Here is a 13241-nt window from a genome sequence, read left to right as displayed (position 1 = left end):
TCCTCTCACCTATCCAGATACCATTGCTTGTTGACGTACAGCATACAACGCTTCCTGCTCCATCTCTTTCATCCGTTTGCATTCCTCTACCAATTCTTCACTGTCGACTTCGCCAATTAGTCCGTATCGCCTGTACATATTCGATAAGCTTTCAGCTTGCTCGCCAGCTTCATAGTAAGACTCACTTGCTGCTTGGAATCCCATGATCTTCAGGAATCTAGCATACATATAACGAGATCCTGCCATGAAGGTGTACGCCATTTCCAAGTGATACAGCCTTTCCTGCTGATCCGTGAAGCCATCGAAGCTATCAATGCCAGCGATCACTTGATCATGCAGAACGTAGTTGTCGCTGTACTGCCTCAGATGACGATGATATCCGTCCAATATTCGTTCCTTCTGAAGGCGACTGTCCGATTTAATATCAAAATAAGCTATCGCTCGATGCGTTGGCAGGCTGCTCTCGTACATTAGCTTCAAGTCAGACGCAGCGTACGGAAAGTCCTTATAATCATCTATGACAATATCCACCAAGTTATAGATCGTCTCTTTCAGCAATTCGTCAGACTGATAAGAAGTAATGACGTAAGAATGAGGGTGATGAGCGGTCTGGTAATGTTCACTGTGTGGAACATAGAAAGAATCCATCAGCAGCAGGATCGAACTCGATTGATCCGTTACCTCCGGAACAAGTGCAGCGAGTTGATCGAACGTTTCAAATCGTTTTCGCACTAGGCTAACGCCAATTAGGTGTAACTGTGCTTCGTCACGCAAGCAAGCTGTTTCATATACCCATCGGTTTTTCTTAAGCTGTATAATTTGGGCAAACACTTGATCCGAGCTTTCTAACGCATTGTAAAATAAATAATCGACAGGCAGCCCTCTACCATTCAAATAGCCGCTCATTTCGTATTTCCAACAGTTGAAATATTTACCTGCATGCTCGACTGCCTTCAACAAGCTGCTGCTCAATTAGATCCCCTCGTTCCATTTTATTCTGGTACTCTAATAGTCCCCTGCTGCTTGTTTGACAATAGCTTCATAATCTCGTCAATAGAAGTAAAGTTGCGTTCTAGCAGGTCCCTGCCTTTAAACTTCACACCAAAATGCTTCTCCACAGCAACCGCCAACCGAATCATAGCAACAGAATCCATCCCGTACTGTTTAAGTGCGGCATCCTGATCCGGCGTGTGCGAATCCGAATCTATTGCTAGAATTTTCTGTACAATCTGTCTGATCTCATTCGCAAGGTTCATTAAGTAATCCCCCCAAACCTGCTTAATGGTAATACTCTATCATTCGTTAATACGGCAATTGAGAAAAGTCAAGCAGTTTGGGTTCCCCGAATGCATGACCAATGTAGCGGGCGTACCTGTCCGGTATTGCGAACTTCTCCTTGCCAATACCCTCAGGCAAATACCGCCTTACGTAACGTTTGGCTTCTACCTTAAATTGCTCATCATCCTCGATACGTTCGATTTCCTCTACTTCACTTATTAGCCGCTTAATATCCTCTACACATTGTTCCAGACTTAAACGCAATCCTTGCTCAGGAATCTCAAAGCAGGAACCATTTTGAATTAACCATTCAAATAAAAACAACCCTGTCCCCGCATCAAAGTTCGTCTTGGCATCCGGCTGATTCGGATAACGAAGCATCCGCTCAAACAATATATACTCCGCAATCTCTCTGCCAAATGGCACATTCAATTCGCAAGCAGCTACGACTGACTGACAATCCACTTTAATTTCTTCTAAAATGCCAACAAAAAAGTTCAGCTTCACCTGTAAGTTGGTATCAAACGGACGTGGTCCATTATGATGGTAATAATCGTGTAAATATCCCCATACGGACCGGGCACGATACACCGATTCAGTAGAAAGCGCATCAGACACCCAACCTGTACCAAACAACTGCATTACACGCGGGAACGTTTCCGTCAAGTAAATCAGCTGGAATTTGTTAAAGAAAAACATGGCGAATGATTGACTCTCCACCTTTTCCTTGGCTTTAATATTTTCCGGGAAAAACACGATGCAGTTGCCCATCATAATTCCTTTAGAGCCCGTAATCAGTCGACAAGACTGGCATCCATTCTTTGGATGCGGGAGCATCGCCGACACACCTTCCAATTCCATGGGTTCCTCACGCAGCACAAGAAAGCATTCGAGAAAATGTCCTTTGGGTGCGGGCCCATTTGTCGCTACTAGAGGCGCGATAATAAAAGAAAAGGCTTGTGGAACAGGTGGTATAAAGCATTTAAGTGTATGATCAAAATAAGGAACCGAATCAAGCCCGTTTTGCCGCCATTCAGCAATATCGGCCTCAAAAGCCTCTGCCATCTCTGGCATCAACAGAATCTCATATACATGGCGCACTGACGGTAGGAGCTTATCCAACCATTCATCCGCTTTCTCAAAATTCGCCTGAACACGGCCATCTGTCTGCTGCAGCTTGCGGAATTCATTCACAATAGGCACAATATGCGTCCTTACATATTGCGCGGGCTCTATTGTTGTTAATAACATGGTTCACACCTCCATCAATATATGCGGCAACTAACTGCCCGCCCCATCATAACGTCTGACACCGTAATGAAATAATAAACAAGCTAACCCAACCAGCAGCGGACCGACCACATACGTCACCCACAACAGCGCCTCACTGCTAACGCCTCGCATCAAGATGACAACCGGATAATAGGAAACAAAAATATATGGAACAACAAAACTGACGATAAATTGCAATCCTTGATGATAGATCGAAATAGGGTAGCGTGAAATCACTTGCAGATCAACCACAACCATCATCGAAAATACGAGCGGCTTTTTGACATAAAAATTCAGTGAGCTAAGTGTGATCAAGATGGCGGATTGTACAAGTACAGAGTTAAATAACAGATAAATGCCATTGAGGATAAACGAAGGTGACAACCACGCAGAAAGGTGCTGCAAGGAGTAGGACAGCAGCCCAATGCCTACTAGGGTCTGGCCGAGAAACGTATGCTGAAAGTGACGAAACATTAAGTGGAGTAATGGATGCAGCGGCTTTAATAGAAAATGGTCAAACTGCCCTGTGATGATCAGTTGCTCCAATTGCATGACTGGAGCCCAGAACAGCATGCCAGCCAATCCCCAGGATAACAATCCAAAGCCAAACATCAACATAACCTCGTTTAACCGCCAATCATCAAGCGTACTAAAGTGGTTCATTAAAAAATAAACCACAGATACAAAGCTAAGTGAATTTATGACGTTTGCTATAATATCTAACGTAAGTGGAATTTTGTATTCCAGCTTGGCTTTTGCATATTTCACAATAAATTTGCAATACAATGCTGCATAATCGCGAATCACGGCTTACCCTCCTTGAATGACAATCCGGGATTTACAAAAGTGCCACATTATCATAATGACGCCTACAAGACCGATACTCCAAGAAAGACCGATTAAGGCTTGCGGCAGAAAGCTTGCATGATCCACATTACCTAGCAGCACGTTAATGGGATAGAAGTATAAGTAAGGATATGGGAGTAAATTAGCTATCCAAAGAAAGGTATCCGAGAAAAACCACAGTGGAATAAACACGCCGGAAAATACATTACCAATGTCCTGAACAAGAAATCGAAGCTGCCAAGTTTCGATTATCCAAAAGGCCATAAGTCCAATGATATAGTCCATACAAAAAGCGATTAACACCGCATTCATACAGCAGAAGCCAAAGTATAGCCAGTTAGATAGATTATAGGGAATCTGTATGAAAGGAGATAAAAACAAGAGACTGATGCCTAACAAAGGAAGGCCTTTCGTTATAAAATCGACCACGATCTGTGCCAACTGCTTCGCAAGAAAAAACAAAAACAAGTTATAAGGCCTAATCAGCATAAGCTCAATCTTCCCCTCCCTGATCTCCTGGGACAGTTGGTCGGAAGCAGAAGCTGTAGTAAGAAAACGGATCATCATGCCGATAAAAATATAGGTCATCATCTGCGACATCGTGGTACCCTTTGGTTCATTTACGGCAAATACAGCCGACCAAAGTGAAAACTGAAGAAACACAAACACGAAGTACGCCAACATTGGCATATAAAAATTAGATCTGTACACAAAAGAGGTAGAGATCGTTTTATGAAAAATGCGAATATACGACTTCATGGACGTCATCCCTTTTTCCCGTTTGATACACTTGCTTGATGATACTTTCCAAATCTGCTCCGCGGATCTGAATATCAGTAACCTCATAGCTGTTAACGATACGCTTGATCACTTCCTGCACGTCCTCGCTGCGTTCCACTGCAAAACATATCTGGTTGCCTTCCCTCCACTGCACTGTCGCATGCAGCAGCGGCGGCAGCCAATCAATTGCTTCCTTAAACGTAACAATGATTTGCTTTTCCTTGGTGTACAACTGCTCCAATTCTTTCGCTGAGCCGTCAAACGCCATCTCGCCGCTGTTAATAATCAAAATACGATTGCACAGCCGCTCGATGTCAATTACGTCATGTGTCGTCAAAATAACCGTCGTCTTGCGCTGCTTGTTCCATTGCAGAATAAAGTCCCTAATCTTTTCCTTCACCATAATGTCAAGACCTATAGTGGGTTCATCCAAAAACAAGATTTGGGGGTGATGCAACATAGCGGCCGCAAGCTCCATTCGCATACGCTGGCCTAAACTTAGCTGACGTACAGGTGTATGTGCAAACTCGTGCAAGTCTAACAATTCGTTAAACTCGTTGAGACTTCGCTTGTAGCTCGTCGAAGATACTTTATAGATGTCTTTGTAAAGCTCCAAGGAGTCAATCGCAGGCAAATCCCACCACAATTGACTCCTTTGCCCAAAAACAACTCCAATCGTCATGGAGAACTTGCGACGTTCCTTGTAGGGGATGCAGCCATTAACCTGAATATGGCCGGAGCTTGGATGCATGATACCACAGAGCATCTTGATCATCGTCGATTTGCCGGCACCATTCGGACCCAAATATCCAATAATCTCCCCCTCCTCCACAGAGAAAGAAATATGACGAACGGCCTGACGGGTAACGATATGTGGACGAACAAGACTGCGCAGCTTCCCTATGACACCTCGCTGCTTCACTTCTACCTTAAACTCCTTCGACACAGAATCCACTGTGATAAATGCCAAGGCTTTACCCCTTTCTATCCATCGTGTTCTGTCTGGACAATCTCTCTTAATGTGTTATCTGGTTGTAATACCGGCCCGTTGATATACACGAGCAATGACTTTAGCCAGGATAGCCACACCTCGTTCTAATTCCTCTTCACTTGCCGTCAAACTGATTCGAATGCACTCCTTGATATGGCTCCAGGGTTCGTTAAGCCCGCTGAAGAACGTAGAACCTGGAACCACGATCATGCCTTCTTGCTTAAGCTCCACATATAGTTCCGCATCGCTTATTGGCAAATCTTTAAACCACATCCATGCAAAGATCGATCCCTCTCCTACATGTAGATGCCAAGGCACATCGTCCGGCATCAGGCGATCTAACGCCGATTCCCAAATCAGGAAACGCTTATGGTAGAACGTCTTAATGACGTTCGTAGACACTTCTGCCAGTTCACCCGACATGATAGCTCTGGCTGCTAGCGCCTGACCGAATCGTGAAGAATGAATATTCATGTTCGACTGGAACGCTTCCAGCAATTGAATGTACTTCTCGCTTGCAATCGCTACGCCAATCCGCTCACCTGGAAGCCCTACTTTCGACAAGCTGACACAATGGATCACGTTCTCTCCCCATACCGGAGTCATATCGGTAAATACCATGTCCGGAAATGGTGGCGCATAAGCCGAGTCGATAATGACCGGCACATCCTGTTCCGCGCACATCGCTACAATCCGATCCACTTCCTGCTCCGTCATTAAGTTGCCGCTTGGATTGCAGGGACGGGAGAACAAGACGGCACCTACGCTCTTATCAATTGTCAGCTTTTCAATATCCGGCCGATACTTAAAACGATGCCTCGCTTTAATATCAAGCGTTGGCTTATACGTCTTCAACACGTCCTTGGACAACACTACGCCGCCATAGCCTGTGTAGTCAGGACATAATGGCAGAACCAGAGAACGCTGGTTGCCTGCTTCATCAGGTCCGCTGAAAGCATTGGCCGCCATAAAGTACAACGACTGACTACCTGGCGTAACGAGCACATTATGCTTCGTTAAGTTCCAGCCGTATTCCGCATTAAACCAGTGTACAATGGCATCAATGAACGGTTCATACCCTTGGCTGGAGCCATAACGACCGATAATTTCACCGAATTCCTGACCATCAAGCAATTCATGTGCATATTTGCGCCATAACGCCTCAACCTCAGGCAATACTAACGGATTGCCTGCGCTAACGTTGACATAATCTCTTGGCTTGTCCGTTTCATTTGTCTCCTTGATATCTTTCATGATCGAACGAACGCCTGTTAGTTCTGACATTTTTAGTCCTGTTTTGCTCAGTTGTACGTTGGACATCGTGAACCTCCCATTTACCCATGTTCTGTCGTCGTATGGGCATGTATCGTAAATCCCATGGGTATTTCGCCGTAATCATGCATGATGTGTAAACCTTGTCGTTCTGCTGCTGAAATGGTCGTAATGCAGGCATCTGAAACCCCTGCTGCGCAATCAATCGCGGCTTGAGCATTGCTCGGAACGAGGCGAATATTGGTAGTGTGCTGTGCGGCAAGTCCTGAAGGGGCGGGATGAGAAGCTATTAAAGGGTTTTGGTGCAGGCTGCTCGAATTGGAGGCAAGAACCATCTTGTAAGTGGGCATAATAAAGCAGTCTACTAACGCAAGCTTATCCAAGTTGGAAAATACGATCTTGTGCAAATCGGGATACACCACGCATCCCAGCAGGGCTGTTCCTGGTTGACCCCTTACATCGACAATCGCCTCTTCCAAAGTTGGATATAATAATATGGTACCTGACTTTCCCATCCGATCAAACCAGGTTCTTGCAGCAAGCTCACAATTTGTATGCTCAGGTCCTAGTGTGCAGATGGTATGAATACTATTCAGAACAGACGAATGGGTAATGTTGTGCAGCGCATACGCCATAGACAAGGTAACCTCACTTTCTAAGTCAAGAGTAGAGGTATAACCCATTGATTTACAAAAAATATGCATACCCGTATAATAGATTTATGATCTTTTTTTGTTAAATCAATAGGTCGTAACCAGACGTTTGCTAAGATTCCTCGCCAAAGTATGTCTTAGCAAACGTTTATTTATTAATGATATAAAATAATTATGCAATTAATTAAATAGCATTTTTTAGTCACATAATCAAATATTACTAGAAATCTATCACACTTTACTTGAATAGTAAAGATTGACAATACAAATCTTTTCGTGATATATTTTTCCTCAACTTATAACCGATATGAACGTTGATGGGAAAAGTAAGTAAGGCTGTCGATTGCAAAGCGACCGGTGATAGTGAGAGCCCGGGAATCCCCCTTACTGAAAGCCCTCCCTGAGTTGCACTCTGAACTTGAGTAGGAGATTGCCGGCTGCCCGCCGTTATCGGGATCGAGGTGGGCTGTATCTGTCAGCCAACTAGGGTGGTACCGCGTGAGCATGCTCTCGTCCCTTTTAGGGATGAGGGCTTTTTTGTTGTCTCTGGGTCTTTAGTGCGGTAAAAAACTTCGTTAATTCTATTATGGAGAAGGTTGGTGGTTCACTTGTCATTAAAATGGAATGCTTTGATATCGCCTGTTATTCTGGATTTGCCGCCCTCTGGCATCCGTCGTTTCTTCGATCTGGCTACAGAGGTTACAGGCATCATCTCGCTTGGTGTGGGCGAGCCGGACTTTGTTACGCCTCGGCTGATTCGAGAATCAGCTTGTTATTCGCTGGAGAAAGGGTACACCATGTATACTGCGAATGCAGGTCTGCTGGAGCTTCGTGAAGAGATTGCTGCCCATCTACAGAATCAATACAGCGTTCACTACGAACCGCGAGATGAGGTATTGGTCACGGTTGGTACTAGTGAAGCGTTGGATCTGGCGCTGCGCGCCATCATATGCCCTAGTGATGAAGTACTTATCCCAGAGCCGTGCTACGTATCATATGCTTCCTGCACCATTATGGCGGGTGGCGTGCCCGTGCCGATTCGCACAACGGCAGAACAGCATTTCCAACTCACAGCAGAGCAGGTAGAAGCGGCGATTACTCCGCGTACCAAAGCAATCATTATCAACTATCCTAACAATCCGACTGGAGCGATTATGGGGAAAGCCGAGCTTGAGCGAATTGCTGCCGTTGTAAAGCGGCATGGTCTGATTGTGCTTTCCGACGAAGTATACGATAAGCTGACTTATGAAGGTACCCATACATGTTTTGCAACGCTTCCCGATATGAAGGATCATACCATTCTGCTTAATGGCTTCTCCAAAGGGTATGCCATGACCGGTTGGAGGCTCGGCTATGTGTGCGGCAACCGCGAGGTAATTGCTGCCATGACCAAGATCCATCAATATACGATGCTGTGTGCGCCGATTATGGCCCAAAAAGCAGCCATTGATGCGCTTAGACGAGGTCAAGAAGATATTATATCGATGGTCAACTCCTACAATCAACGCAGAAGGTTGGTAGTCAAAGGCTTGTCCGACATTGGGCTACCATGCTTTGAACCAAAAGGAGCGTTCTACGCTTTCCCTTCTATTTCCCACACGGGCCTTTCCTCCGAACAGTTTGCAGAGCGGGTATTAAGAGAAGCTAAAGTTGCCGTTGTGCCAGGCAATGCGCTAGGGGCAAGCGGCGAGGGACACATCCGTATATCTTATGCCTCTTCAACGGAAAATCTCGTGGAAGCACTGGATCGAATCGGAAAGTTTTTGAAGACGGTCCTCTAGGGGACCATCATATTGCTAGTCTGGTATAATCAACGCTCCGGCAACCCTACTCAATAATATTTATATATACCATGTGTTTCTTTTACTTTGCGCCCCAATGGATCATATGCATATTATCCATTGGGCTGTTTGCGTCTGTGTAGGAAAGCAAACGTCCTGTTACTGAATCATACTTGACCTTCTCCACAATGCTAGAAACTTGTCCATCTGCATTCGTGACATCTACTTCTTGCTGCTCACCTTGCTAAATTGCGAAAAAAACTACCTCTCCATCTATACAGACAGAGAGGTAGCCTCTTCAAAAATTTTATTTATTCAATAAACGATACAAAATAACTGCGGACTCCGCACGATTCGTAGAGTCATTTGGTTTCAACTTGCCTTTGTCGCCCACGAGAATGCCTTTCTCAACCGCTAGTGCAACGTCTGCTTTGAGAGAAGGATGGATCGACTTGTAATCTTTGAACTGCTTCAGTACTTGATCTGGATCCGCTACATCTTTCCAACCATGCTTCTGTTGCAATAAACGCACTGCAGTGGCTGCGAACTCTGCACGGCTAATTTTAGCTTCCGGCTTGAATGTACCACCCGGATATCCACTCAAAATACCTTGATCTGCTGCTGCACGAATATACTTCGCATACCATTTCGAACTGCTTACATCCGTAAATGTTTTAGAACCTTCTTTCTCCTTCAGGTCAAAACCAAGTACGAACATTTTCGCCACTTCACCACGCGTTGTCTGCGCTTTAGGTGCGAAGCGATTGCTGCCTACACCTTCCATAATGCCCAATGCAGAGATAAAGTCGATTTTTGGACCAGCCCATGCACGGACTTTGCTAATATCGTTGTAAGATACACTGCGTCCTGTAATCGCAAGCTCTTCATTGCCATTCTTAATCGCATATTCATAATTGCCATTAACAGGCTTCACTGCAGTACTACCCGCAGCTGCTACAACCAATGCACGGCTAGGCAGCTTGAAAGATGAGCTCAATGGAAGTGTTGCTTTTACAGCGCCGCTTGGAAGCTGTTTACCATCTTTCAAAACAAACTCGTATTTGTATACATCGGAAGCAACAATCGGGCTGTTATTGAAGCGAGTTTCTTGTCTCGATGTCGTTTTCCATTCTACATCTTCTTGTAGAGAAGCAACATGTAAAGTCGTACGCAAGCCGTTTGTCAATACGGATACATCTGCTGCTTGCTTAGACTTGAAGAGTTCTTGCAATGCTTTACTTAAAGATACATGATACTTCTTCACATCATGAGTGCCTGCATCTAGAGTAAGTGCGAATGCTGGAATCGTAATATCGGACTTCACATTTTTGAACAATCCAGCCCACTTCTTGAACTGTGTTTCTACCTCATTTACGTAGCTCTTCAGATCGCTGTCCGTCAGCTTCAGTGTTGCCACACCGTCTTTTACAACAACAAAGCGCTTCACATTAAGCTTCGTTACTTCAGCAAATGATTTATTCAACAGTGCGTTCAATTCATCTAGCACGCGATTTTTCTCTTCTGTAGAGACAGCGCTAGCAAGACGTGATTTAAGTGCAGCCAATTGCTTCTCAAGCTCTTTGAAATAGTTGTTGTAATCAATGAGGACACCATCAGAAATGCTGCCTCCACCGCCGCCAGGTCCGCCAGGGTAGAATCCACCACCGTTATTATTGTTAGAACCAGGTGCAATATAACGAACAGGGATGCTCACATTACTAAATAGAACTTCATCCCCAGAGAATGCAGTACCAGCTTTTCTAATATAAGCTGTTACGTATGCAACCCCGTCTTTCTTATCCGTCGTCTTCAGTGTACCGTTCTCTAACTTAACACCAGTACTGTTATTCTCAAGCTTCAATTCAATATAGCGGTTGTAATCCGAATACGTGACTTGAGACACGGTGCTATACACATTTGTATATACACTTTCCGTAACACTTCCGTATACAGCCCCATATACACTTAGCACAACATTCGTGCCTTCTTTTGTATCATTTCCAATTAGGTTCGCATGTGCCCGCACTGCTGCCACAGCCAATGATTCAATAGCTTCGTTATAAGTGGACACTTTAGAAGCCAATTGCTTATCTGCTTCGTTTACAGCGCTCCAATCGAACTTGTAAGTTTCCGCGATCGCACTGAATTTATCAGACTCCGCAATTGCGGATTGAACTACTTTCTGCAGCTTCGTATTGAAACTCTTCCCGATTTCTGCTGGATTGCTCAGCAATACTGCGAAGTCTTTACCTTGGAACTCTTTTAAGAAGTTCCCCTTAACTTTCGCTGCCAGATCCTCGTAATCTGCTTTCGTCAATCCATTTGCTAGACCTGCGTCTTTGGCTGCTTGCTGCAACACTTTGTCATATGTAGTACTCAAAGCACCCAAAGCCTGTGCGTCACCAAGCGCAAACAACTTCAACTGCTTGTAGATGCCGAAAACATTTTCTTTTGTAACAGCATCTTTCTTATATTCAGTCGGGATGCTATTCCAGATCGGATCAACAACCGATCCATACGTCGAATACGTAACTGTGCTCACACTTTCATATGTGGCACGCACAACCGAACGCTCTTTATCGTTCAATGCACCGTGAATTTGCTTTGATTTATTTTCCAACCAAATAATTGGCGACTTGGACGCTTGCGTAGCTTGAATCTTGCTAAGCGCCTCCGCTGTTGACATAGCATTCACAGGAATACCTGCGAGTGAGCCAACAACTAAGCTCGCAGCTAAAGCTGTACTTACGATTTTCTTCTTCATGAAACCTTTTCCCTCCACGATTGTTATTTATGGATAACTTATTTGCAAAAAAATAAGCTCCCAACGATCCTAGTAGTGAATCAGCCACAATCTAGATGTAAAAGTGCTCAAAATGAAGGCTTTTCCACGATTCCAAAATATACCTCAAAATGTTTATATTCATGTTTTCATATAAAGTTTCTCTCATTATCCAAATTCATGGAAACTTTTTGTGTTCCTTGCTAGATTCTCATCCATTTTTTACACCTTTTACAGAAAAACGAAACAAAAATAAAAAAGAAGAAATCCGACGTCTAACTATAAGACGCAGATTTCTTCCATTTAGTTGCAAGTATGAGTAAAAATTATCCGTTTTTAAGTCTAAAGTCTTCCATAAACTGTACTAAAGCCTCACAGCTAGAGCGTGGAACCGCGTTATAAATAGAGGCTCGAAGCCCACCTACACTGCGATGACCTTTCAACCCTATGAAGCCAGCTTGTTCCGCTTGAGCAGCAAACGCCTTCTCCAATTCTTCGGTTGCCAGACGGAATGTTACATTCATAATTGAGCGGCTATTTTGCTCTGCACAACCACGATAGAATCCGTCACTGTTATCAATTGCATTATAAAGAAGTTGAGCTTTATACTCATTGGCTACTTGAAGCGCACTCAGGCCGCCTTGCTCTTTAATCCATTCCAATACAAGCTTCACCATATAAATAGAGAAAGATGGAGGCGTGTTGTATAACGAGTTGTTTTTGTAAGCTGTGCTGTAACGCATCATTGTCGGTATCGTCTTTGGACTAGTGGCAATGAGCTCTTCCTTAGCAATGACAACGGTAACGCCAGATGGACCAAGATTTTTCTGTGCACCAGCATAAATCATGCCGAACTGAGATACATCAATTGGGCGACACAAAATATCACTGGACATATCTACGATAAGAGGCACATTACCTGTATCAGGGTAAGCGTGGAACTGAGTACCTTCTATCGTTTCGTTCGATGTCAGATGCAAATACGCGGCTTGTTCAGGCAATTGTAGATCAGATAAGGATGGTATGCTCATAAATTTGTCCGCTTCGGATGACGCAACAACTTGTATTTCCCCCACTAGCTGTGCTTCTTGAATCGCCTTCGTAGCCCAGCTTCCGGTATTCACATATGCACCGACCTTGCCTGGGGCGAGCAAATTAAGTGGAATCATCGCAAATTGAGTACTTGCTCCACCTTGCATGAACAGCACGTCATATCCTGCTGGAATGTTAAGTAGTTCCTTCATGAGGGACTTCGCTTCATTGTGTACACCTTCATATACACCACCGCGATGTGACATTTCCATAATCGACATACCTGTCCCAGCAAACTCGACGAATTCCGATTGCGCACGCTCCAGCACTTCAAGCGGCAACGCTGCTGGTCCAGCATTGAAGTTGTAAGCTCGTTGACGTTGTTCCATATGTACCCCACCTTTTTCCCATTATGGCTTCCGAAATATTATTGTAATGATATCAGGTAATGACATCTCCTTCAACCACATATTTTACGAAATATAGTTTGAATCCATATCAATATTGTTCGGTTATAAACATAATTCACGAATGGTTTTCTTCGAGTCCACCCC

Annotated in this window: 11 protein-coding genes and 1 other annotated feature; of the genes, 1 reads left to right on the top strand and 10 read right to left on the bottom strand. The window is 44.3% G+C overall.

Annotated features, from left to right (window positions below):
- Positions 1–9: 9 nt before the first annotated feature.
- Genes FPZ44_RS03260 through FPZ44_RS03225 form a run of 8 tightly spaced genes read right to left on the bottom strand, consistent with a single transcriptional unit; the run spans position 10 to position 7074 of the window.
- Positions 10–972 (bottom strand): hypothetical protein, encoded by a 963-nt coding sequence (locus FPZ44_RS03260; protein WP_144987349.1) that lies wholly within the window; start codon positions 970–972, stop codon positions 10–12.
- A gap of 20 nt (positions 973–992) precedes the next feature.
- The gene (locus FPZ44_RS03255; protein ID WP_144987347.1) at positions 993–1256 is read right to left on the bottom strand and encodes an acyl carrier protein; all 264 of its coding nucleotides are present in this window, start codon (positions 1254–1256) and stop codon (positions 993–995) included.
- A gap of 46 nt (positions 1257–1302) precedes the next feature.
- On the bottom strand, positions 1303–2529 hold the full coding sequence (locus FPZ44_RS03250) for a DUF6421 family protein (RefSeq protein WP_144987345.1): 1227 nt from the start codon (positions 2527–2529) through the stop codon (positions 1303–1305).
- A 30-nt stretch (positions 2530–2559) separates the two neighbouring features.
- A complete protein-coding gene (locus tag FPZ44_RS03245) occupies positions 2560–3357 on the bottom strand; it encodes an ABC transporter permease (RefSeq protein WP_144987343.1) in 798 nt (265 codons plus the stop codon).
- A gap of 3 nt (positions 3358–3360) precedes the next feature.
- Complete coding sequence (locus tag FPZ44_RS03240; protein WP_186785894.1) at positions 3361–4155, bottom strand: ABC transporter permease; 795 nt, start codon at positions 4153–4155, stop codon at positions 3361–3363.
- Positions 4127–5146 carry an ABC transporter ATP-binding protein gene (locus FPZ44_RS03235; RefSeq protein WP_144987340.1) on the bottom strand — a complete coding sequence of 340 codons (1020 nt, stop codon included), beginning with the start codon at positions 5144–5146 and terminating at the stop codon, positions 4127–4129. Before FPZ44_RS03235 ends, FPZ44_RS03240 begins: the two co-directional genes overlap by 29 nt.
- Positions 5147–5200: 54 nt before the next feature.
- Positions 5201–6487 carry a valine--pyruvate transaminase gene (locus FPZ44_RS03230; RefSeq protein ID WP_144987338.1) on the bottom strand — a complete coding sequence of 429 codons (1287 nt, stop codon included), beginning with the start codon at positions 6485–6487 and terminating at the stop codon, positions 5201–5203.
- Between the two features lie 14 nt (positions 6488–6501).
- Positions 6502–7074 carry a type 2 periplasmic-binding domain-containing protein gene (locus FPZ44_RS03225; RefSeq protein WP_144991659.1) on the bottom strand — a complete coding sequence of 191 codons (573 nt, stop codon included), beginning with the start codon at positions 7072–7074 and terminating at the stop codon, positions 6502–6504.
- A 323-nt stretch (positions 7075–7397) separates the two neighbouring features.
- Positions 7398–7613: a binding site (T-box leader), on the top strand.
- 78 nt (positions 7614–7691) lie between these two features.
- On the opposite strand from FPZ44_RS03225, the gene FPZ44_RS03220 reads away from it, so the two are divergent.
- Positions 7692–8873, top strand: coding sequence for an aminotransferase class I/II-fold pyridoxal phosphate-dependent enzyme (locus tag FPZ44_RS03220; RefSeq protein ID WP_418789119.1), 1182 nt, complete (start codon positions 7692–7694; stop codon positions 8871–8873).
- A 307-nt stretch (positions 8874–9180) separates the two neighbouring features.
- Here FPZ44_RS03220 and FPZ44_RS03215 read toward each other — a convergent pair whose 3' ends face one another.
- Both FPZ44_RS03215 and serC read right to left on the bottom strand, forming a co-directional pair.
- Positions 9181–11637 (bottom strand): S-layer homology domain-containing protein, encoded by a 2457-nt coding sequence (locus FPZ44_RS03215; RefSeq protein WP_144987336.1) that lies wholly within the window; start codon positions 11635–11637, stop codon positions 9181–9183.
- A 344-nt stretch (positions 11638–11981) separates the two neighbouring features.
- Positions 11982–13076 (bottom strand): 3-phosphoserine/phosphohydroxythreonine transaminase, encoded by a 1095-nt coding sequence (gene serC / locus FPZ44_RS03210; RefSeq protein ID WP_144987334.1) that lies wholly within the window; start codon positions 13074–13076, stop codon positions 11982–11984.
- Positions 13077–13241 lie beyond the last annotated feature (165 nt).

The organism is Paenibacillus agilis (assembly GCF_007786455.1).
GTDB classification, from domain to species: Bacteria; Bacillota; Bacilli; order Paenibacillales; family Paenibacillaceae; genus Paenibacillus_B; species Paenibacillus_B agilis.
This window is presented reverse-complemented; position numbering and strand designations above follow the sequence as displayed.